This is a genomic window from Pedobacter sp. Hv1 (assembly GCF_001412215.1).
Classification (GTDB): domain Bacteria; phylum Bacteroidota; class Bacteroidia; order Sphingobacteriales; family Sphingobacteriaceae; genus Pedobacter.
Map to the genome: position 1 here is coordinate 1 of NZ_LLWP01000014.1, position 22,564 is coordinate 22,564.

Annotated in this window: 20 protein-coding genes; 13 read left to right on the forward strand and 7 right to left on the reverse strand. The window is 39.2% G+C overall.

Annotated features, from left to right (window positions below):
* The 4 genes from AQF98_RS21375 to AQF98_RS21390 form a co-directional block, all read left to right on the forward strand.
* A partial coding sequence (locus AQF98_RS21375) for an SRPBCC family protein (protein ID WP_055134010.1) occupies positions 1 to 398 on the forward strand: 398 nt, incomplete at its 5' end.
* A 26-nt stretch (positions 399 to 424) separates the two neighbouring features.
* Positions 425 to 808: a DoxX family protein gene (locus AQF98_RS21380; protein WP_055134011.1), complete on the forward strand. Its 384-nt coding sequence runs from the start codon at positions 425 to 427 to the stop codon at positions 806 to 808.
* Positions 798 to 1,247, forward strand: coding sequence for an SRPBCC family protein (locus tag AQF98_RS21385; RefSeq protein WP_055134012.1), 450 nt, complete (start codon positions 798 to 800; stop codon positions 1,245 to 1,247). Before AQF98_RS21380 ends, AQF98_RS21385 begins: the two co-directional genes overlap by 11 nt.
* Positions 1,248 to 1,257: 10 nt before the next feature.
* A complete protein-coding gene (locus AQF98_RS21390; protein ID WP_055134013.1) occupies positions 1,258 to 1,656 on the forward strand; it encodes a hypothetical protein in 399 nt (132 codons plus the stop codon).
* Positions 1,657 to 1,858: 202 nt separating this feature from the next.
* Here the strand turns inward: AQF98_RS21390 and AQF98_RS21395 are convergent, their stop codons facing one another.
* Genes AQF98_RS21395 through pxpB form a run of 4 tightly spaced genes read right to left on the reverse strand, consistent with a single transcriptional unit; the run spans position 1,859 to position 5,528 of the window.
* Positions 1,859 to 3,043 carry an NRAMP family divalent metal transporter gene (locus AQF98_RS21395; protein WP_055134014.1) on the reverse strand — a complete coding sequence of 395 codons (1,185 nt, stop codon included), beginning with the start codon at positions 3,041 to 3,043 and terminating at the stop codon, positions 1,859 to 1,861.
* Positions 3,040 to 3,801, reverse strand: coding sequence for a LamB/YcsF family protein (locus AQF98_RS21400; protein ID WP_055134015.1), 762 nt, complete (start codon positions 3,799 to 3,801; stop codon positions 3,040 to 3,042). Before AQF98_RS21400 ends, AQF98_RS21395 begins: the two co-directional genes overlap by 4 nt.
* A gap of 8 nt (positions 3,802 to 3,809) precedes the next feature.
* Entirely contained in the window at positions 3,810 to 4,796 is a 987-nt protein-coding gene (locus AQF98_RS21405; RefSeq protein ID WP_055134016.1) for a biotin-dependent carboxyltransferase family protein, read from the reverse strand.
* Positions 4,797 to 4,799: 3 nt separating this feature from the next.
* Complete coding sequence (pxpB, locus tag AQF98_RS21410; protein ID WP_055134017.1) at positions 4,800 to 5,528, reverse strand: 5-oxoprolinase subunit PxpB; 729 nt, start codon at positions 5,526 to 5,528, stop codon at positions 4,800 to 4,802.
* Positions 5,529 to 5,727: 199 nt separating this feature from the next.
* Here pxpB and AQF98_RS21415 point away from each other — a divergent pair, with 199 nt between their 5' ends.
* Positions 5,728 to 6,813: an acyltransferase gene (locus tag AQF98_RS21415; RefSeq protein WP_055134018.1), complete on the forward strand. Its 1,086-nt coding sequence runs from the start codon at positions 5,728 to 5,730 to the stop codon at positions 6,811 to 6,813.
* Positions 6,814 to 6,823: 10 nt separating this feature from the next.
* Here AQF98_RS21415 and AQF98_RS21420 read toward each other — a convergent pair whose 3' ends face one another.
* Entirely contained in the window at positions 6,824 to 7,390 is a 567-nt protein-coding gene (locus tag AQF98_RS21420) for a helix-turn-helix domain-containing protein (RefSeq protein ID WP_055134019.1), read from the reverse strand.
* Positions 7,391 to 7,560: 170 nt separating this feature from the next.
* Here AQF98_RS21420 and AQF98_RS21425 point away from each other — a divergent pair, with 170 nt between their 5' ends.
* From AQF98_RS21425 to AQF98_RS21455, 7 genes are all read left to right on the forward strand, one after another.
* Positions 7,561 to 8,256, forward strand: a complete 696-nt coding sequence (locus AQF98_RS21425) for an HAD family hydrolase (protein ID WP_055134020.1) — start codon at positions 7,561 to 7,563, stop codon at positions 8,254 to 8,256.
* A 42-nt stretch (positions 8,257 to 8,298) separates the two neighbouring features.
* Entirely contained in the window at positions 8,299 to 9,384 is a 1,086-nt protein-coding gene (locus AQF98_RS21430; RefSeq protein ID WP_055134021.1) for a zinc-binding dehydrogenase, read from the forward strand.
* 8 nt (positions 9,385 to 9,392) lie between these two features.
* Positions 9,393 to 10,625 carry an MFS transporter gene (locus AQF98_RS21435; protein ID WP_200911941.1) on the forward strand — a complete coding sequence of 411 codons (1,233 nt, stop codon included), beginning with the start codon at positions 9,393 to 9,395 and terminating at the stop codon, positions 10,623 to 10,625.
* A gap of 13 nt (positions 10,626 to 10,638) precedes the next feature.
* Positions 10,639 to 11,532 carry an alkaline phosphatase family protein gene (locus tag AQF98_RS21440; protein WP_055134023.1) on the forward strand — a complete coding sequence of 298 codons (894 nt, stop codon included), beginning with the start codon at positions 10,639 to 10,641 and terminating at the stop codon, positions 11,530 to 11,532.
* A gap of 426 nt (positions 11,533 to 11,958) precedes the next feature.
* On the forward strand, positions 11,959 to 15,234 hold the full coding sequence (locus AQF98_RS21445; protein WP_055134024.1) for a SusC/RagA family TonB-linked outer membrane protein: 3,276 nt from the start codon (positions 11,959 to 11,961) through the stop codon (positions 15,232 to 15,234).
* A 74-nt stretch (positions 15,235 to 15,308) separates the two neighbouring features.
* Positions 15,309 to 16,871 carry a SusD/RagB family nutrient-binding outer membrane lipoprotein gene (locus AQF98_RS21450; protein WP_055134025.1) on the forward strand — a complete coding sequence of 521 codons (1,563 nt, stop codon included), beginning with the start codon at positions 15,309 to 15,311 and terminating at the stop codon, positions 16,869 to 16,871.
* Positions 16,872 to 16,884: 13 nt separating this feature from the next.
* Positions 16,885 to 18,420, forward strand: a complete 1,536-nt coding sequence (locus AQF98_RS21455; protein ID WP_055134026.1) for a DUF5689 domain-containing protein — start codon at positions 16,885 to 16,887, stop codon at positions 18,418 to 18,420.
* 112 nt (positions 18,421 to 18,532) lie between these two features.
* On the opposite strand, the gene AQF98_RS21460 is transcribed toward AQF98_RS21455, so the two are convergent.
* Together AQF98_RS21460 and AQF98_RS21465 are read right to left on the reverse strand one after the other, a co-directional pair.
* Positions 18,533 to 20,629: an AAA family ATPase gene (locus AQF98_RS21460; protein WP_082435230.1), complete on the reverse strand. Its 2,097-nt coding sequence runs from the start codon at positions 20,627 to 20,629 to the stop codon at positions 18,533 to 18,535.
* Between the two features lie 54 nt (positions 20,630 to 20,683).
* The gene (locus tag AQF98_RS21465) at positions 20,684 to 21,049 is read right to left on the reverse strand and encodes a hypothetical protein (protein ID WP_055134028.1); all 366 of its coding nucleotides are present in this window, start codon (positions 21,047 to 21,049) and stop codon (positions 20,684 to 20,686) included.
* Positions 21,050 to 21,401: 352 nt separating this feature from the next.
* Between AQF98_RS21465 and AQF98_RS21470 the strand changes: the two genes are divergently transcribed.
* The gene (locus AQF98_RS21470; protein ID WP_055134029.1) at positions 21,402 to 22,556 is read left to right on the forward strand and encodes a porin; all 1,155 of its coding nucleotides are present in this window, start codon (positions 21,402 to 21,404) and stop codon (positions 22,554 to 22,556) included.
* Positions 22,557 to 22,564 lie beyond the last annotated feature (8 nt).

Below are 22,564 nucleotides of genomic sequence, written 5' to 3' on the forward strand. Positions count from 1 at the left end.
CGGTAGAAGCAACAGTAAATGCTCCCGTAGCAAACGTATGGAAAGCTTGGAACACCCCTAGCGACATTATGAAATGGAATACTCCTGATCCGAGCTGGCATACCCCAAGCAGTGAAAACGATCTTAGAGTTGGCGGTAAGTTTAACAATAGGATGGAAGCTAAAGACGGAAGCTTTGGTTTTGACTTTGAGGGTGTTTATGACAGCGTAGTATTACATCAGGAAATTACCTATACCATGGCTGATGGCAGACAAGCCACTACCTTGTTTACCGAGCAAGATGGTAAAACCCACTTGGCCACCACTTTTGATCCTGAAACACAAAATGATCCTGAATTTCAGAAACAAGGATGGCAATCGATCTTAAATAGCTTTGTAAAATATGTTGAATCAAATTAATTTATAAATCCTTAACAAACCAAACAATGAAGAAGAATAAAATTATCTTTTGGGTGGCCACTGTAATCCTTGTCCTTTGGGAGGGTGTGATGCCACTGGCCACGATGCTATTTACACCTGAGTATGTAACTGCAGGTACAAAAGCACTAGGCTATCCCGATTACTTTGCTTATGCACTTATCATCTGTAAAGTATTGGGTGTATTGACAATTGCTTACCCTAAAGCACCAAGTAAACTAAAGGAATGGGCATATGCAGGGCTCTCCTTTAATTTAATCTTCGCATTCATCAGTCATGCATGTGTGGATCAAAACATCGCATATATGCTAATGCCACTTGTGTTTTTGGGCATACTGGTTGTTTCTTATATTTATAATCACAAACTAAATTTCAATAACAATGGCAAGTAATACAGTTTCTTTGCACAGGGTGATCAAGGCGAGCCCTGAAAAAGTATTTAGGGCATTTGCAGACCCTGTGGCTCACGCCAATTGGCTACCACCTTATGGCTTTCTGTGTACCGTACAAGAAATGGATTTTAAGGAAGGTGGTAAATTTAAGATGACGTTTATTAATTTCAGTACAGGAAACGGACATTCTTTTGGTGGAACCTATCTGGAGATCAAACCAAATGCGTTCATTAAATACACAGACATATTTGATGACCCAAATTTACCTGGAGAAATGACAACTACCATATGGTTGAACAAGGTGTTATGCGGTACCGAACTTAAAGTGGTACAAGAAGGAATTCCAGCGATGATACCTGCTGAGATGTGTTATTTAGGTTGGCAAGAATCATTAGAAAAGCTAATAAAACTAGTAGAACCCGAAATTCCAGACGCTTAACTTTACTGTTATGACTGATCCTAATCATGGTATAATGGTGAGTGCAATTTTCCTTACGTTTTCCGGAAACTGTAAGGAGGCACTCACTTTTTATCAAAACTGCTTTGGTGGCACATTGCAGTTTGAACTTTTTGAAAAAGAACTTCAAGGCTACACAGAAAAACCTGTTGTGAGTGGATCGCTAGTTGCTGATAGTATTGTGATTTACGGTTCTGATCTGGTACACAACGAAGGGAGGATAGTTGGAAATTACATGGCTATTTTTAGGCAGTGTACCAATAAGCATGTTAGAAAGGAACTGATTGAGAAATTGATGTGTAGTAAAAATTATTTTTCCATCGGTAATGATGACGATCAGCTGATTGAAATTGTTGATACTTTTGAAGTAAGATGGATATTGTCCGTTTAACAACAGATGTATAATTTTATAACCAAGGGCCTTCAATTTAAATCAATTCTTCAAATACATGGTTGATCTCGATTTAAGAAAAAAAATGCTGTGAAAAGAACAAATTGTATTTACAAAATTTTATCATTCTGAGCATAGCGAAGAATCTATATCAAGCAGATCAAACAAGCAACAATATTATTCTATTTAATGTTTCATTAAATTATTGGGGGCCGAACATTTGAATGATCGTGCCGTAGCCCATCCATATCATGGTAATGACTACGGCTACACCTGTGATGGTAAGCCAGAGCGGTTGTTTGTAATTGGAAATAATTTTTGTGCGGTAAGCAGCAACCAGCATAATGCCCAGCGCAATTGGTAAAATGAGACCATTTAGCGCACCAACAGCCAATAAGATTTTGATAGGTTTGCCAATGAGGATAAAAATGAAACAAGACACCAAAATAAAGACAATGATGATATGCTTATGATATTTAAGGATTAATGGATGGAAACTTTTGATAAACGAAATCGAAGTATAGGCAGAACCAACAACCGATGAAATTCCTGCCGCCCAAATCACCAATCCAAAAATCTTATAACCAAACTGCCCACTAGCCAACTGAAATACCGAAGCAGCTGGATTTGAAGGGTCGAGCTTTGCGCCAGTGCTAATTACACCTAAAGCAGCAATAAATAACAGTAACCGCATTATCGAAGCTAAACCAATGGCACTTAGCGCACCTTTGTTCACAGCAGAAAGATTTTCGATACCTGTTTGTCTGGCATCTAATAAACGATGTGCGCCAGAAAATGTAATGTAACCACCAACGGTACCACCCACAATGGTAAGTACTGCCGTAAAACTAAATTGGGTAGGGTTAACAGATCGTATAGCGGCTTCTGCCAATGGTGGGTTGCTGATATAGGCAATAAACAAGGCCAAGCCTATTTTGAGCAGCCCCATGGTCTTTGCAAATACATCCATGGCCTTACCCGCTTCCTTATAGATAAAAATGCCGATTGCCAAAACCGCACTAATCATGGCGCCCTGTTGTACCGTAATGCCAAATAGTACATTGAGTCCTAATCCCGCACCTGCAATATTTCCGATATTAAAGGCTAGTCCACCTAAAAATACCAAAAAAGAGATAAAATACCCTAAACCTGGAAATACCGTATTGGCAATATCCTGTGCGGGTTTATCTGCTACTGCAATAATCCGCCAGACATTGAGTTGCGCAATAGCATCCAATACAATAGACAACAAGATTACAAAGGCAAAACTTGCACCGAGCTGTTCTGTAAAAACTGCAGTTTGGGTTAAAAAACCTGGTCCAATAGCCGAAGAAGCCATTAAAAAAGCTGCGCCTAAGATTACACTCCAATTGTACTTTTTTTTCATCGAATAGCTGCGGTTACGGTAATTTGTTGGGCTTTTAGTTTTTCACTTATTTTTTTCGCAAAGGAAACGGCATGTTCGCCATCACCATGCAAGCATACAGTGTCGGCTTTTAAAGGGATTGGTTGATTATTGGTAGAAATTACCTTTTGTTCGTTCACCATCATCATTACTTGAGCAATAGCGAGTTCATCATCTGTAATTAGGGCATTGGGCTGGCTCCTTGGAGTCAAAGAACCATCATCCTGATAGGTACGGTCTGCAAAAACTTCAGCAGCGGTCTTTAGTCCGATTTGCGCTCCGGCTTTGATCATTTCGCTTCCTGCCAAGGCATATAAAATTAAATCCGCATCAAAATCATGGATAGCGCTTGCAATGGCCTCGGCCAGTTGAGCATTCTTTGCCGCCATATTGTAAAGGGCACCATGAGGTTTTACGTGGTTCAGCTTTGCACCAGCAGCTTTCACAAATGCATGTAAAGCACCAATCTGATAGAGCGTAAGTTGGTAGGCCTCTTTTGGCGAAATGTTCATTTCTCTTCTGCCAAAACCTTGCAGGTCTGGCAAACCTGGGTGGGCACCAATGGCCACACCTTTTGCAATGGCCAGGTTAACTGTTTCTTGCATTACAGCAGGATCTCCGGCATGAAAACCACAGGCAATGTTTGCAGAGCTAATGTAATCCAGCAATAAAATATCATTTGGCATTGGATAATTTCCAAATGCTTCACCCATATCGCAATTTAGATCTATGATTTTCATCTCAATTCTTAAAATTTTAAACCAATGGCAGTGCTTAACTGCTTCAGTTCCAACTCTCGTTCAATATACAATGTTTGTGCTGCTATTGCACTAATTTCTTTGAAAAACAATTGGTCGTTTGGTTTCATTTGTGCACAAAGTGGAAGGTCTACAGCAGCAACCTGCGCTATTCTTGGGTAGCCACCAGTGGTTTGCCCATCAGCCATTAATAGAATGAGGCTTCCATTTCCAGTTACTTGAATGGTGCCAAACGTTACTGCCGTAGATAGTAATTCTCCTTTTTTAGCCCTAGTAAATGCCGGACCATTTAAATTATAGCCCATTCTGTTGCATTGGGTACTTAGGGTATAGGGTTTTGTTAAAAAATCGGTGATGGAACGGCCATCGAACCAATTGAATTCTTGTGCAGGTACCACCCTGATTTCTTTGGTGCCTGTAGGATACCAACAGTTGTTGATACCCCAGTTTGGAAATTTGATGTCATCTCCTTTCAGGCTGGCTAATATTTTAAGGTTTAAATCTGATAATTTAGGATTGTGCTGCAAAAGATCACCCATTTGAAGCGATCGGCCCTCATATCCACCAAATTTGGCAATGAGATAAGTACTACTACTCCCCAAAATTGTGGGCACTTGCCAACCCCCGGCAACTGCCAGATAGGTACGGGCACCCTTTGGATTATTGATCAAACTCACCTTCTTTCCGGCAGGTATAAACAAAGGTCGGTCTGCTTGCAATACCACATCATTGATACTTAGTATGGCTCCTAATCCACTATAGGCAATCAATATGTCCTGTTCCACTGTAAAGGAAGCATCTGCGTAAGTAAATTCAATTACCGTTGCATTAGCTATATTGCCAACTGCTGTATTGGCCAAACTCGCAGCCAGTTTATCCATCGCCCCCGAAACTGGAACAGCTTGCGAACGATAAGCAAACCTTCCTAAATCTTGGATGGTGGTTAACAAACCCGGCTTAATGATACTGATCTGCATGGCTTATTGATTGCTTAGTTGTTCAAACTCGTTGATACCTATTGCTTTAAAGATAACTTCATCACCTGTTTTTAATAAGGATGGCTGTTCACGATCTATAGCGAATAAGGCTAATGGTGTTTGCCCTAGAATTTGCCAGCCCCCGGGGGTGTTTAAGGGGTAAATTCCGGTTTGGTTACCTGCAATACCAACTGCTCCGCTGGGTACTTCATTTCTGGGTGTTTCTTTACGTGGCGTATATAGTCTTTGGTCCATTCCGCCCAAGTAGGCAAAGCCGGGTACAAAACCAATCAAATACACTGTATAAATGGCTTGGGTATGTAAATAGATTACTTCTTGGGTACTGAGCTTATTGTGTTTGGCAATTTCTTCCAGATCTGGCCCATATTGGCCACCATAAACAACAGGAATAATGATTTGATCTGCCTTGATGCTGTGGGTTCCTTCCACTTTTTGATACAATTGTTTCAGAAAATTCGCAACTTTCTCAAAACAATTCATGCCCGGTAAATCCCCATTCCATACCAACAAAGGGTTGTAATAAACTGTTAAAGTGGTATAGGCCAGCACCGAATCTACAAAACCATTAAAAGCAGTTGCTTTTAGCAATTGGTTAAAGGCCGTGATCTGTTCAAAAGTATCCGCTTTGATCTCTGTTCCAAACTGAATGGTAATTGCTTCCTCACTTAAAAAGTAGCACTGAAATCTTGGATCATCTTGTAAGCTGGACATCTAATGGTATTTATCTTTACGAATATGTAAACTTTTAGGGGTAATTGCAATGCTGTTTGGCGCTTTCTACAGCTGATTTTAATCAAAACTTGGAAAGGTAAATTTAAATATTTGCTTAGCCTATCAATTTTGAATACCTTGCTGAACAACAAATCAGGAGCTATTGTTGCCTGAATTTAGCCTGAAACGTCATCATTAAATGGATACAAACAACGCGAACACTACAAATCTGCAAACTAAAAAACATTTCGAAATTCTCGATGGGCTAAGGGGCGTTGCTGCCCTTGCCGTAGTTACCTTTCATTTTATGGAATGGGTGTATACCGATGCCAGTAAGAATTTTATTGGGCATGGTTTTTTAGCAGTCGATTTCTTTTTCTGTCTTTCGGGCTTTGTGATTGGCTATGCTTATGATGATCGTATTGCAAAAATCGGCTTGCTCGAGTTTTTTAAAGCGAGAATCATCAGATTGCACCCACTCGTAATCGCAGGCTCGGTGTTGGGTTTGTTTGCTTTTTTATTTGATCCATTTGGTGGCCATCCAGAATTGTATAGTACTGCTAAACTCGTGTTCACATTTTTGTGCTCGGCACTGCTTATTCCCTTGCCTGTAATTGCCGACAGGGCCTTTAACCTGTTTAGTTTCAATGCGCCATCGTGGTCGTTGTTTTGGGAATATATCGCTAATATTGTTTATGCCCTAGTGCTGTATAAAATCCGTCGCAATTACCTTATGCTGTTAACCATACTCTCAGCTGTGGCCATTTGTTGGGTAGCTTATCGTTCTGGCAATTTGTTGGGTGGCTGGAGTGGCCCAACTTTTTGGGATGGGGCTGCAAGGATATCCTATTCTTTTTTAGCAGGATTGTTGATCTACCGTTCCAATTGGATCATCAAAAACAAACTGGGGTTTGTTGGTCTATCCATCTTATTGTTGCTGGCTTTTATAATGCCATTCTCTAAATGGAATTGGCTAACAGAGCCTTTTGTGGTGTTGTTTTACTTCCCTTTATTGATCTCTTTAGGTGCAGGGGCGATGTTAACAACTGGCTTGAAAAAGCTATGTGTCTTTTCGGGCAAGATCTCTTATCCTTTATACATGACACATTATGCCGTGTTGTGGATGTTCGGAAATTATTACACAACTCATAAACCGGGCACTACGCAGCTGACATTCATTATCATTTCGGGGATTATCTTGTTGGTTGGTTTCGCCTATATGGTAATGGCAGTTTATGATATCCCTGTAAGAAAATATTTAAGTGGTAAAAGAAAGACCCAGTAAATACAAAATACTAATCAAAAAAATAAACAACCAACATTAGCGCTTTAGTACTTCCTAGGTTAATAGGGGTATGGGCCAACCTCCCATCAAAAAACATCGAATCTCCCTTTTTAAGGGTAATGTCTTCCGAATCAAAGCGATATACCACTTCTCCCTCAATAATGTGCTTAAATTCAAAAGCTTCGGTTACCACTTTCTCTCTTTGCGCACCTGGTTCTAAAGTCAACAATACAAAGTCTATGGTACTCGCTTTAACATTTCTTGAAAAAATTCTTTGGTAATGATAACCATCGGCATCCTCCTTTTCAAATGAGGTCAATTCTTCATTTCTAATAACGAGTACTGGATTATCTCTATAGAAATTGATGTCACCAAAAAATATGTTAATCTCTACACCTAGGGCTTTAATAATTTGGAGCAAGACAAGAAGAGAGGGAACCACCCTGCTATTTTCTATTTGCGAAATTAGTCCTTTGGTTACGCCAGACCGATCAGCTAATTCCTGTATGGTCATACCTAAAGATTTTCTTGTTTCTTTTATTTTTTGGCTAATCTGTAGAAGCGCAGGGTCTTTCATAAAATTTAAATAGATAATTTTCTAAAAATAGCATTTAAATAACGATTATGGGCTATATCGTCTATGTTAATCTTTAGTTAACTAAAACATTACAATAGAATAATGTTAAAAATGTTTAGTATTGATAAACAAATATTTATTATTGCTAAATAATCTTACTAACTAATAAAATGAAGAAACCAATTAAAATGGTAGTGTTCGACATGGCAGGCACTACAGTAAATGAAGACAATATCGTATATAAGACGTTGAGAAATGCCATTAACGCCGTTGGCGGATACGAGCTTAGTTTAGCCGAAGTACTTGAGCATGGAGCTGGAAAAGAAAAACTGCAAGCCATTAAATCTATACTTGTTTATAGTTTAGGTACCATAAACGATCAGTTGGCCGAAGAAATATTTAAAGTATTTTTGGATCAGTTAAAACATGCTTATGAAGTAGAGGATATCTTTCCTAATGCAAATGCGGAAGAGCTGTTTGCTATATTAAAAGAGAAAAATGTATTGAGGGTGCTTAATACTGGTTATGATAGAAATACGGCAGAATTTCTGTTGAAAAAACTGAACTGGTCTGTGGGCGCCGAAATTGATTCACTGGTTACCGCATCTGATGTACCAAGAAATAGACCATATCCAGATATGATCAATGAGGCTATGGATAGATTTGATATCGATGATGCAGCATTAGTGGCAAAAGTTGGCGATTCGACCATTGATATTCAAGAAGGACAAAATGCTGGATGCGCATTGAGCATTGGTATCACCACTGGTGCGCATAACCTTACACAATTAAATTCTGCCAGTCCAAGTTACATCATAGACGATTTACTTGAACTGGTACCCATTATAGAAATGCACAATGCCTAAAATGATCAGCATATAAATTACTCATTTTTAGTTTAACAACTTATGAAAACTGGCCAATTATTGGTTTTTGATGGCGCAGATCAACCTTTGAGATTAGTTCAAATGGAAGTGCCTGCCTTAAAAACTGGTGAAATATTAATCAAGAATACTTATACCACCTTGTGTGGAAGTGACCTACATACCTATTGTGGGAAAAGAAATGAAAAAACACCTACTGTACTTGGTCACGAAATTATTGGCACGGTAGCAGAAATTGCCGATGGACACAACCATTTAGATTATAATGGTGAAGAACTGAAGATTGGCGATCGGGTAACGTGGGCAGTTTTTGCAGCAGACCCACAAGAAGAATGGTTGAATAAAAAGATGCCACAAAAGTCTGAAAACCTTTTTAAATATGGGCATGCCCGTATTGAGGGTGATGATGTTTTTCATGGAGGTTTGGGCGACTTTACTATCCTAAAAGCACATACAGCAGTTTTTAAATTGCCTGAAGAATTGCCAACTGCTATAGCAGCAACAATTAATTGTGCTGTGGCAACGGTTGCTGGGGCCATGCGTTTGGCAGGAGAGGTATTAGATCAAACAGTATTGATAACCGGATTGGGCCTGCTGGGCAACTTAACTGTAGCGATGTGCAAAGCGCAAGGTGCAAAAAAAATTATAGCGGTAGACATTAGTGAAGAAAGATTGGCACAGGCAAAGAGATTTGGTGCTACCCATACTTATCTATCCCTAGAAAATGCGATGGTAAGGGAAAACTTATCAGCACATCAGATTGGGGCTGCTTTTGAAATGAGCGGTGCACCAGAAGCAGCAGAACTGGGTGTAGAAATGTTAGCTATTGGAGGCATTGCGGTTTGGATTGGTGCTGTTTTCAAAACCCGGAAAGTAGAAATTGATGCAGAACAGGTTATTCGAAAAGTAATTACCATTAAAGGATTGCACAATTACAATTTTGAAGATTTGCAATACGCATTAAAATTTATGACCGATTACCATACAGAATTTCCATTTCACGAAATTATCTCGAAAGAGTTTCCATTAACCGAAGCAACTGAAGCTTTTGAATATGCATTAATGCATAAGCCATTGCGAGTGGGGGTTTACATCGATCAACTCAAATGAAATCATCTATGAAAAACAAATGGACCATGTTGCTACTCACCATGGTCTGTTACCTTTTCTTCTATACAGGCAGGCATAACTTTGGTTGGGCTGCTGCTGGTTTGAGTGCATCACTTCATATTTCCTATAGTTTTATAGGTTGGATCAGTTTTGCCATGCTGATTGGGTACGCCATTGGGCAGCTCATTAATGGTAATCTAGCAGATAGATTTAGCCCAAGGGTGATGATTGTTACTGGCGCTTATCTTTCTATTGCTGCAAATGTTGCCATTAGTTTTGCCAGCAATGCCTATTTGATCCTCTTTTTATGGGGGATAAATGGTTATTTTCAATCTTTGGCCTGGGCACCAGGGGGTAAAATCATTAACAATTGGTGGAGTAGTGAAGAACGAGGAAAGGCATTTGGATTTTATACCATGTCTGCCGGACTATCGTCTGTAATCACTTATATGCTGTCCATTTTATTGTTACAGCATGGTTACGAATGGCGCATGCTTTTCCGATTGCCTGTGCTTTGCCTTTTAATAACCGCAACTATTTTTTTCTTTTTTATTAAAGATAAGCCAGATGAAAAGACGGAAGATCACTTAAATGAAGAAGATGCATCAGCGCTCACCTGGCTTCAACGGTATCAGAAAGTGTTGGGCAATAAATCCTTTCTCTATCTCTGTGTAGCATTTGGCTTTGAGAACATGGCCAGATACGGATTGATATTCTGGGTACCTATACATTATTTGGGTACAAATTGGAAACAACAGCCACAAAGTGTTTGGGTTACCTTTTTTCTTCCATTAGGTATGGCCATTGGTGCACTGAGTTTTGGCTGGTTATCAGATACGCTATTTAAAGGGAATAGGGTTAGGGCCATTAGAATCGGAATGCTCATCAGTACATTTATTGCCGTATCGATGTTTTTCGTAGCGAAAGAGCATTTTGTATTGTCAGCTGTGCTGATGCTAACTGCTGGTTTCTTTGTGTATGGTCCTCAGGCCTGCTTCTGGCCATTAAGTCCAGATCTATTGGGGTCAAAACTAACAGGAACAGGAATTGGATGTATGAATATGTTCGGGTACCTATTTGCAGCGCTTGGCGAACCTTTGATTGGAAAAATTATAGATGTTTCTGGGAGTACCCATCCCATTTTTTTGATTGTGGGTGCCGCCTGTTTGGCTTCGACCATTATCATTTCAATAGCCTCCAAAAAAATAAAACAAAAAGTAAGTATGAATTCATCCATATAAAAAACCAAGAATCATGAAGAAAATCAGCTATTTATTAGCATTATTATTATTGTTTGGCAGTAATATAAATGCACAAAAAGTGGTTATTATTGGTCTTGATGGCTTTAGCACAGAAGGCTTTAAAGCATCCAAGCATCCAAACATTGATCAGCTTTTTGCTAAGGGATTAATTACCTTAACCAACCGTCCGGTTATGCCCTCGGTAACCTTACCCAATTGGACCAGCCATTTAACGGGGCAGGGTCCAGAAGAGCATGGCATCACATCAAATAAATGGACATTGAAAAACCGTACATTACTTCCGTTAGAGACCGATCAGGATGGTTACAGTCCATCAATTTTTAAATTATTGAAAGATAAAAAACCAAACACAAAAACAGCTTTCTATTACAACTGGGCAGAACTCATCAATCCCATTAACAAAAAATATTTAGATGAGGTTTCTTTTGAGGAAAATGACAAGTACCAAGATAATTATGCGAAGGCCCTAAATTTCATAGAAAAAAATCAAGCTAACCCATTTTTGGTATTTCTTTATAGTGTGCATACCGATCATGCTGGCCACAGCCACAATTGGATGTCGCCAGAATACATTGCTGCCATTGAAGAAGCAGATACCGCAATTGGAGCTTTCATTGCAAAATTAAAGGCAAAAAATATGTTTGAAGACACCTATTTTCTTTTGATTACCGACCATGGTGGCATTGCAAAAGGTCACGGTGGCGTAACCATGAATGAGATGCAAATTCCTTGGGGCATTACTGGCAAAACCATCAAAAATTTGGGTGTTACAGATAGTTTCTTTAATAGCAATAAAAATACTTCTTTGGTACTCGCTAAAATATTTGGTCTAAGTGATATCCCAAAATCATGGACAGGTACAGCTCCCAAAGAGATTTTTAAATAAGCCGAATAGGTTTAGGGGTAACCGTGCCTAATTGTTGTCCTGTACTTCTAAACTACCCAATTTTCATTAGTATATCATTCGTTTTTTTAATGGCGATGAAGCCCTGCTTAACATAGGCAGGTATGGTGAGTAATAGCAATTGTTCCTTGTGCACATTTACTCATCATGGCTTCATCAAAATCAGCTAAATGTTCATAGTGAGTTAACTATAACATAATGGAATCTTAACATTCGTATTGTTTAGTATTAATAAACAATAGTTTAGTTTTGTTAAATATTTATGCGAATTAAAAAAATGAAATACCCTAAAGAAGCATGATCCAAAAAGGATTTTAACTAGCTGGATCATAGTATTAATAGCAAATGTTAGGGTTTGCAAAATTTCAACAAACGAAAATTTAAAGATGATTTTTTACACCAAAAACAATGAAGAAAAACTTACTCGAACATTTGAAGAAGTTCAAGGTTAAAAAGAAAACAATAGCAGAAATAAGTTTGCTAATTGTAATGCTTTTATTGACCTCTCCTGCACGATTGTTGGCAGTTGAAAATAAAATTTTACTGGTACAGGCACAACAAACAATTGTGGTAAAGGGCAGGGTAGTAGATGCGGCAGACAATTCTGGAGTACCTGGTGTGACCATTATGGGGCCGAATAAAAAGTTTTATGGCGTTACCAATAACGATGGCGATTTTAACGTAACTATACCTAAAGGTACCGAGCTAAGCTTCAATATGATAGGTTATGGTACTGTTAAACAATCTTATACCGAAAATAGTGAAAAGACGCTGGTAAAAATTGCCCCAAGTGATCACAATTTACAGGAAGTGGTAGTTACGGCATTGGGTATTAAACGTGAAGAGAAAGCCTTAGGTTATGCAGTAACTAAATTAGACAGTACTACTTTTACAGATGCTGTGGCAAGCAACTGGACAGATGCCCTCTCCGGAAAGGTTGCAGGATTGAACCTTGTTCGTAATGGTGGTCCGGCTGGATCTAATAAAATTATTTTACGAGGTGAAAATAACCTCACAGGAGATAATGAAGCATTGATTGTAATTGATGGGGTAGTGGCGAGCAGTTCGGCAAGACGTACCGCGGCAACTGGAGGTGGTGCCTACGGAACTTCGGGCGATATTATGCCTACAGATTATGGAAGTGCAATTAACGATCTAAACCCTGATGATATTGAAAGTGTAACTGTACTTAAAGGCCCGGGTGCATCGGCACTATATGGGCAAAGAGGAGCAAATGGGGCTATTATTATCACTACTAAGTCTGGTAATCAAAATAAAAACCGATTAAGCATCAATTTTACCTCCAATACCGCATGGGAACAGATCAACCGTAGGCAAGATAGACAAAGTGAATACGGGCAAGGTCAGAATGGGGTTGCTTATTTTTCTTATGGTACCACCGAAGATGGGCCAAGTACAAATGGCACGAGCGCAAGCTGGGGTGCTCCTTTTTCTGCTGGCGGCATGTTCTACCAATATGATCCATCTACCAAGGCAAGAGGGCTTACCCGAACACCTTGGGTGGCCTATGAAGATCCTGAATCTTTTTTCAAAACTGGATTAGAAACCACAAATTCGGTTAGCCTTGCTGGCACCTGGAATAAAATTGGGCTTCGTTTTTCTGCAAGTCATGGAAGTAATGAATGGATTGTTCCCAATACCGGTTTAGAGCGTACTTCTGCTCAGCTTTCGGCCAATACCAATTTAACAAAAAAATTAAGCTTGTCTTTTAAGGCCGCTTATAACAATAGAAATAGCGATAACTTACCAGCAACAGGTTATGGAAACCAATCATTGATGTATTGGTTTATGCTGGCACAAAAAAATGTTGATGTAGACTGGTACCGAAATTATTGGGCACCAGGTTTGGAGAACCGCCAATTTGTAAATATTACAACCACCAATCCAGAAAGTCCTTTTGCAATTTCAGAGCAGTATTTGAATGCACAACGAAGAAATGGAGCTTTGGGAAATGTACAATTGAGTTATAAATTTACAAAAGAGTTAACCTTAATGGTTCGTTCATCAATTGACTTTAACCACGAAATTCGTGAAACCAGACGTCCTTATGATGCTGCTGGGAATAAATTTGCGCAAGGATCTTTTCGTGTGCAAGACATCAATTCTTATGAAATCAACAGTGACTTCTTATTAAAATACGATAAAAAAATTACCAAGTCGCTCAGGGTTTCTGCTACTGCAGGTGGTAGCCAAGTTAGCAATACCTATAAAAAATCAGAACTTCGTGCCGATGGATTGGTAGTTCCTGGCATATTTAGGTTGGATAATAATGCCAATCCGTTAATTTCTGTTCCAGATACAGCAAGGTACCGCATCAACAGTTTCTATGGTGCATTATCTTTCACCTACAAAAATTACCTTTATTTAGATGTTACGGGTCGCCAAGATTGGAGCAGCACCTTGGCACTTCCAACACGAACAGATAAGGTGGGTTTCTTCTATCCATCTGTAAGTGCCTCTTTTGTGGCTTCAGATTTATGGAAAATGCCTAAAGTGTTTAATTTCGCAAAAATTAGGGCATCACTTTCGCAAGTAGGTAGCGGTGGTACTATTCCTTATCGTACAGCTTATAATTATGCATTGGCAGCTAATGGAATTTATCCAGATAGCGCATTGAATAATCCAACTGTTTTACCCAATGTAAACTTAAAACCACTTCTAACTACCACCATTGAAGTTGGTGCAGAATTGAGGTTATTTAACAACAGGCTAAACTTCGATTTTGCTGCTTATACAGGAAATACCAAGAACCAGATCTTAAATCGTTTGGTAGATCGTTCTACTGGTTACAATATTGCAGTATTTAACGTAGGCCGTGTAGACAATAGAGGAATTGAGGTATCTGTAAGTGGTACGCCTTTAAAAACAAAAGATTTTAAATGGACATTGAATGGAACCTTTACGGCTAACCGAAATACAGTTAAGGAATTGGCCGATAGTTCGGTAGTGTTACGTACAGGTGCATTAGGTGGTGGGCAAGTGGTGGCCAATGTTGGAGGCAGCATGGGCGATCTGTATGGGCGTGGTTTTGTGCGTTCTCCCGATGGACAAATTGTATTTGATGCCGTAACCGGAAATGCAAAAATAAATGCTACTGATCTCATTTATCTTGGAAATACCTTGCCCAAGTTCAGGTTCAGTTTTGGTTCTGGCATGAGCTATAAACAGTTCAACTTAAACGTATTGTTCGATGCACAGCTTGGTGCAGTAGGGCATTCGTTAACCTTCTCTAGAATGGCTGCTTTAGGTAAACTAAAAGTTACCTTGCCAGGAAGATATAATGGCATAATTGGACCAGGGGTTGTGCAAAATGCTGATGGAAGTTATCGCCAAAACGATATAATCGCACTAGATTTTGAAAACTACTATACTTCGCTTCATGGTTCAGACCAAGCCGAGGGAAGTGTTTTTAGAACCGACTATCTGAAATTTAGAGAAGCGAACCTAAATTACGCGTTTAAAAGTGCTTTCGTAAAAAGCTTAGGCCTAAGTAAAATTACTTTAGGGGTGTATGGTCGTAACCTGTTCATTTGGTCTCCATGGCCAGCTTTCGACCCTGAGTTTGGCACATTGGCAGGCTCAGATATTGTTCAAGGTTTTGAAACTGGTCAATTGCCATCTACCAGAACCTATGGTGTACGTTTAGTTGTAGGCATTAATTAATCGATCAAATGAAAACACTAAAAATATACCGATTGTACCTAATGGTTTTATCATCGAAAATAAATGCTATAATCATGAAAAAAATAACCACTTATACATTGCTATTTATATTTGGTATTTCATTCTTTTCTTGTACCAAAGATTTTAATGAAATAAACACAGATCCTATTGGCAAGAGTACAGCCACAGCCAATCAGCTTTTGGCACCTGCTTTGGTAAATATTTTAAGCGCAAATGTAGTACGCAACCGTAATTTTACGAATGAGCTCATGCAGGTTACGGTTGACCTTGGCGATTCTGATGGTAAAATTTTTAGGTACGATATCAGAAGGAATTTGTCTGATTATACCTGGAATAGCTGGTATCCAGAATTAACCAACCTGAAAGATATTTACACCATTGCCAGCAAACCTGCTACACTCAACAAATCCTATCAAGCCATTTCTTTAATTACAGAAGCTTGGGTATTTCAGTTGCTAACAGACGTTTATGGTGATGTGCCTTACTTTAAGGCTAACCAAGGTAAAGATGGTATACTAGAGCCTGCTTTTGATCAACAAAAAGATATTTATCTAGATCTCTTTAAAAAACTGGAAGAAGCAAACAAGTTGCTAGCAGAAGGAACGGCTATTGTGCCCACTGGCGATCCTGTTTATCAGGGAGATATTGCCAAATGGAGAAGGTTTGGCAATTCTTTGTATTTGAGATTGTTGATGCGTGTTGCTGCTAAACCGGAGGTAAGCGCTCAAGTAATTGCCAAAATGAAGGAAATGGTTGATGTCAATCCGCTGAACTATCCGATTATGCAGGACAATACACATACTGCTAAAATTCTTTGGAATGGTACGAATAGTACTACGGCAGTTTATTCATCTCCGCTAATGATCAATGTACGTGCGGTAGATTTTAGGTCTCCGGCCATTTCAGATTTTTTTATTGGCAATTTAAGCATTTGGGCCGATCCTAGAATCAATCCAACATTGGGCAAAAACAATGTGAACCGATATGGTATTGCAGCAGGTAAAAATGGTTACGTAGGCGTGCCGAGTGGTTATCCACAAGGTGGTGCGGTTACCAAACAAGCCTATTTTTATTCTGATGCTACAACAAATAATCCAACCACATTACAAACAGATCCTTTTACCGGAATTATCATGAATGTAGCAGAAGTTGATTTTATTTTGGCCGAAGCTGCAGCAAAAGGCTGGATCAATACCACAGGTGAGAACTACTACTATAAAGGTATAGCAGATGCAGTTAATTATTGGCTTCCAAATTTATGGGCAAATTCAAGCGACCCTGCGGTTAAAGCTTTTGCGGTTGCGGCAGATATAGATTGGGACAACTCTTATCCATTGAATACCACAACGCCTGGTACCCAAAGTAAAATGGAGCTCATTCATCTGCAAAAATACCATGCGCTATTTTTGGTAGATTTTCAGCAATGGTTTGAATATAGAAGAACAGGGCACCCTTTTTTGCCAAAGGGAAGTGGTTTGGCTAATAATGGAAAAATGCCTGCAAGATTAAGTTACCCTGTGATCAGTCAGTCTACAAACCCAACAAGTTATAAAAATGCAGTTGCCGTACAAGGTGCAGACGATATCAACACATTAGTTTGGTGGCAAAAACCTTAAATTATTTCAATTGATGAAAAAGAAATTAAAGTATATACTCATACTAACCGCAGTTGTTGGTATTTGGATGGGATGTAAACGTGACAGTGACTTTATTGTAGGAAAGCCTAGTTCTTATATCTCCAATTTTGATCTTAAAAAGTTGTATAAAAATATTGATCTTCCACTCAATGCAAAACAGATGGGTGGTGCTACTGCTGTTAAGGGAGTTGTAATTTCCGATTTTAGGTCAGGGAATTCTCCGGCCGGACTACTGATTATTCAGAACAGCAGAATGGCAGGTAGTGGAATAGATTCATTAAGGGGCATGGCACTAAACATTGGTCCAGAAGCAGCTAAATATATTCCTGGCGATTCTGTTCATGTCACAATTGAAGGGGCTGTGCTGAAAAGAATAAATGGAATTTTACAGATTGCCGGCATATCAGGTGCATCGGTCAATAAAATGGCATCTGGTAAAACAGTTAAAACGCAAGTTGTAAGCATTGCACAAGTTTTGGCATTACCTTATACTTATGAAAACACATTAATCACCATTGGTAATTCTTTAGTAGTTCCCGAACCTATTACGGGAGAAACATTTGCTGGAGATAAGGAAATAACTGATGGTGGTGGCAGTGCTACCATTCATACCGAAGCTGCTGCCAGTTTTGCTGCTACTGCTTTATCCATTAGTGGTAATTTTACAGGTATACCTTTTATCACAGGTAATGGAGCAGATAAAAAATTGAGTGTTTGGATGCGTTCCATTGATGATTTTCGTTTTGCAGTGCTACCTAAGCTCTCTCCGGCAATTATTACAGGTTATTTTGGTGATCCAAACGGGACCGATGGCAATTATGAGTATATCCAGTTCTTGGCTACCAAAGACATCGACTTCTCTAAAACATCATTTTCGGTAATTACCAATAACAACGCTGGTGCTACCACTTTCCCTACCGCAGGTTGGGTAACGGGTGGGGTGAGAAGCTATAAATTTAATCTGACCAGTGGAACAGTTGCTAAGGGAGAGTATTTTTATGTAGGGGGTGCAGGTAAACGAATTAATGGGTTCCCATCTGGAGCACCTTCAACTGATATCAGTTCTTCAAAATGGATTGCAAGTGTAGATTACACAAAAATAACCGGAGCAGATGGAATAGGGGCAGTTACCACAAATTTATTGGCAAATAGTGGTAATCTTGCAGGTATCGCCATTTTCGAAGGTGCCAATGTAGGCGTAAACACCTTGCCATTGGATGTGATCTTCTTTGGTGGTACAGGTGGTAATTTTTACAGTGCTGGCCCACCAGAAATGGGCTATAGAGTGACCAATACAGAGTCTTATAGTACCAACAATCCATCAACTGGAGCCCCTCAACCATTAATGGGCTCGGGAACAAACAGCTTCCGTTTGGGCTTTGCCAATGCCATTAGCTTTGCCAGTTTAGGTGGCGAGTACGATGCCACCTCGGGTAGATGGAATGTGAAAAGAATAGTAACTAGTATTACGGTACCACAAGATGCGCCCGTCACGCTCATTGAGGGCGGGACCAAACTCGTTAACTAGAAATTAAAATGCCAATTAGCAATAATTGGCATTTTATTTTTATATAGCTTGTTATTTTATAAATTACTGTGTTTTTTCAATTGAACTTAGTGTAGAAACCTGATTTGAATTCTTAAAAGAAAAGTTCATTTTCGCCCAAGTGTTGGCGAATGATCTTGAGCAGCTGTTCACCATATTCACTTGTTTTTCCTTCACCCACATTTTTGATCTTCGAAAGTTGTGTCAATGTTCTTGGCAGCTTAGCAGAGATATCAATAATGGCCTGATCGGAAATGATGTGGTAACCCAATGATTTTTTCAGTTCGGCTGTCTGTTGCCTCCAGTCTATCAGTACTGCATAGAGCGCAGGGTTTTCAATTACAATTTCTACAGCTGCCTGTTTTTGTTTCCAACTGTCAATTGGTTTGTAAGTGGTCGCTGTATTTCGAATAGCTTGAGATAGCTCCTCCATCGATTTGATAGTTGGAAGCAATTTGAATACTTCTATTTTGGCTTCTAGCTGTTCCAATAAGAGGTTCAATGTTGGGAAATAGTCGGTATGGAAAGGAGCCCCTGTTGCCAATAAGTGCAGGGCCATCACATTTTCGTGTAAGTTAATGAGGTTAGGCAAGAAATAACCAGCAGCTTTGGTAAGTCGATCTTTTAAAAGTGCTAATGTAGATTTGCCCTGATTGATTTGTAATTCCTGACGAATGAAACGTTGCCCAATAGGTTCGATTTTGGTTGTTAAGAGTTGCTGCGATTCCTTGATCTTTTCTTGAAGTGTTGTTACGGTAGGGAATAATGTGGTTAACACCAATTTTAAATGGTTCCAAGCAGTATGGATCGGGGCAAAATTAAAACTTTCTATAAGGGATTCCATTTCAATAGCGGCTATTGCACTATCAAGCACACTTTGATCTGGAAGCTGGGTTTGTGCTTTTTTCATGAAAGCAGCCACCGATGGATCGGTAATGATGTTTTTAAGGTCAACCTTTTCCTTCAATATCAGCCCATCGAGTGTACGGCAACGGCTCAATGCCACATAGGTTTGTCCATGGGCAAAAGCGGCACCAACATCAATAACGGCTTTATCAAAGGTTAGCCCCTGACTTTTGTGTATCGTAATTGCCCAAGCCAGTCTCAATGGAAACTGCATAAAAGAACCTGCACTGGTTTGGGTAACCTTCTGATCAGTTTCAGAGAGTGCATATTTGGTGTTCTCCCATGTTTCTTGAGTGGCTTCAAAGGTAGAGCCATCGTCTAAGAAGGTTAGCCTAATGGTTTCACCAGCAATGCTATCTACCTTGGCCGTTCTGCCATTGTAGAATTGTTTCTTGCCCGAACTGTCGTTTTTGATAAACATTACCATGGCGCCTGCCTTCAGTATCAGTTGTTCCTCTGTGGGGTAGGCTTCTTTCGGAAATTCACCAGTTACCTTTGCCATAAAACGATGGGTTTCGCCCGGAAGCTGTTCCAATCTTTCCTCATTGATCTTTTTAACCAAGGGGTTGTGAGTGGTTAAGGTAACATGGTCGCTTAACACCTCATTTTTGGGCTGTATTTGGTAATGTTCGTTAAGCTTGTCTAACAAGGATGTACTGATCGATCCATTTCTGATCTCATTCAATATTTCGATAAATGTAGGATCGCTCTGTCTATGCACCTTCGTGAGCTCAAAAGTGAGCAATGGAGATGTTTTAAAGATGAGGCTGTCAAAGAAATAGGGACCATTGTAGTATTTGCCAAGTAGGTGCCAATCATTTTGGAAAACAGGAGGCAGTTGGTAAAGGTCTCCGATCATTAACAGTTGTACCCCACCAAATGCTTGCGAATTTCCCTTAACGAATCGCAATACCCTATCTATATAATCCATCGTATCTGCTCTAACCATACTAATTTCATCGATAATGAGCAGGTCAAGGCATTTGATAAGTTTTGATTTTTCAGGGCCGAAGCTTTTTCCAGAAAATTCGGTAAAAATATGTTCAGGTGAAGTGGGTAGAATGGGACCAAAAGGAGCTTGAAAAAAGGAGTGAATGGTTACTCCACCAGCATTAATGGCCGCCACAGCGGTAGGTGCTACCACTGCAAGGTTCTTTTTGGTGTTGGAGCGGATATAACGTAGAAAAGTGGTCTTTCCGGTTCCCGCTTTTCCGGTCATAAAGATTGGCTTATTGGTCTTTTCGATAAAGTCGACGATGAGTTCGTGCAGGGGATCCAGCTTCATTATAAAATTCTGTAGTTGATTAAGGTAGAATTGGGGTTTTGGTGGCCGATTTTATTAAGACCTTGTAGTTGCCATTAACGGATTTTGAAGGAAATCTGTAATCCTATTGGCAAGTGCAGTTTGGATCTTAAAATCTATTCTTCTATCGAGATGGTGTTGTGCGGAATTGTATTTCTCGATAAAAGTGCCCGTACTGCTATTGAATTTGAGATAACCTTCCAGAAAATAGCGCTCTTCAATATCGCCTGATGAATCCATCGAAGCAAAGTTCAATGGGGTGATCTGCAGGGTTTCCTTTTCGATCCTGAGCCACTTAAATTTTTCCGAAATATCTGCATCTGAGGCAAGATCGTTACGTTTTACCTCGATAATTTGTAGGTAAACGTTTTCTAGAAAGAAGATACAATCGAATTGAGGCATGATATAGATTTGTTCGGAATACTAAATTAATGCTTCTTTTGCTGCCAACCGAAACAATTTTTCCACATATCTCTTCCTTACTCTAATGAGGCCCACTTATAAGGCATTTTCCTTTGTAACTAGTTTGAAAAAAGGGGTTTATAAATTAATGTTTCAACAAATAAAGCAATAGAATAGGTACTACTTTCATTTCAATAGCAAAAATTAATTTTAAGTTAATTTTAGGAATAATTTTTTTTCGTTATCTTGTAGTAGTCTATTTGATTTGCAACTGTTACCAGCTAACGGTTTTACTCAGTGTTTATGTTGTTGTTTGAGAGGTTGAGACGATCAAATTTAACCAAACAAGCTTATGATGAAAATAAACGCTCTAATACTTTCATTTTTACTTGTATTTTCTTTGTCGGCAATAGCCCAACAAACAGATATTACAGGTATCGACCGTGATACGGTGAAGAATTTTTCTGCCTATAAACGGGCAATTAGTTTTGCAGGTCTCTTACAAACCAGGTTTGCTGCTTCATTAAACAACAATGTTGATATCAATGGCAAACATTTTGATCAAACTTCAACCAGTAAAAATACCAATGCTTTTTTATTAAAAAGAGTGCGATTGCAAGTAAAGGGAACGGTAAACGATCACTTTTCAGCAAATATCATGTTCAACTTTGCCGAATTCAGCAACAATCCAACCAATAAGGTTTTAGAAAATGCTTATATCAAATACACTTTGAGCAAACATTTCAATGTACAGGCTGGCCAGTTTAGGCCATTTTTTGGAATAGAGGATGCCATGCCAGTTGATGTGATCCGTACACTTGATTACTCTAACCAGTATTATGCTTTTGGCGGTAGTGGATGGCAGAGTTTTCAGATTGGTGTTTCGGTATTTGGCGATGTAACTGCTGAAGGATCAATGCCAATTCGGTATTATGCTGGTGTTTACAATGGAAACAACAGGAATGTGGCCAACGACAACGACAATGCAAAGAATTTCTACGGCCGTTTGGAAGCAGAACTGGCTAAAAAACTAATCATAGGTATCAATGGGGCTGTGGGAAGTTTCGGAAATGGCAAAGGCGATGCCTGGGGAGCAGATGTGGTAACCAGTCAGAAATTAGCCAATAGGTGGCAACTTTCTTTAAGTGGAGAATATAAAAATGGTACCAATTTGGCACTTTTTGATGGTTTTACAGGTAATAAGCCACAATTGTCGGATGTGCGTATGCAAGGTTTTTATGTATTTCCCATTCTTCGGTATTACTACAACCTGCCACGTTTAAGGGCTATCGAATTTTCTTCAAGGTATGAATATTTAGATGTGAATTATAAACTGGATAACAATTCAAGACAGAACCTCATCCCAAATGTATCGCTCATTTTTGCCGATGATTTTTATGCGACATTACAAACTGGGGTTTCGATTAACTTATATCAAAAAAATGTGCCTTTAAGCACTACTTACAATAGTAATCTCTACTATCTGCAATTGCAGGTACGTTTTTAAATTAATGC